The 534-nt window shown below is 68.7% G+C and carries 1 protein-coding gene; it reads left to right on the forward strand.

Features of this window, described 5'->3' with window-relative positions; translation table 11 throughout:
- Positions 1-11: 11 nt before the first annotated feature.
- A partial coding sequence (locus EIZ44_RS44475) for an orotidine 5'-phosphate decarboxylase / HUMPS family protein (protein WP_134734621.1) occupies positions 12-534 on the forward strand: 523 nt, incomplete at its 3' end.

Consider the following 534-nt stretch of genomic DNA (forward strand, 5'->3'; position numbering starts at 1 on the left):
AGGAGTTTGTTGTGCGGTTGCAGGTTGCGTTGGATGTGCTGGATGTGGGTTCGGCGTTGGCGTTGGCGCGTCAGGTGGCGGGGGAGGTGGATATTTTGGAGCTGGGGACGCCGTTGGTGAAGTCGGCGGGGATTTCGGCGGTGACGGCGGTGAAGGCGGCGCATCCGGACAAGCTGGTGTTCGCGGATTTGAAGACGGCGGACGCGGGGGAGTTGGAGGCGACGCTGGCGTTCGAGGCGGGGGCGGATCTGGTGACGGTGATGGGGGCGGCGGACGACGACACGGTGCGGGGTGCGGTGGCGGCGGGGCGCAAGTACGGGAAGGAGGTGGTGGCGGACATGATTTCGGTGACCGAGGGCCGGGTGGCGCGGATCCGGGAGGTGGCGAAGCTGGGGGTGTCGTTCGTGGAGATCCACGCGGGTTTGGACGAGCAGGCGCGTCCGGGGTATTCGATCGAGGCGTTGCTGGCCGACGGGCGGGAGGCGGGGGTGGCGTTCTCGATCGCGGGCGGGGTGAAGGCCGCGACGATCGGGT

Source organism: Amycolatopsis nivea, from assembly GCF_004522235.1.
Lineage (GTDB): Bacteria > Actinomycetota > Actinomycetes > Mycobacteriales > Pseudonocardiaceae > Amycolatopsis > Amycolatopsis nivea.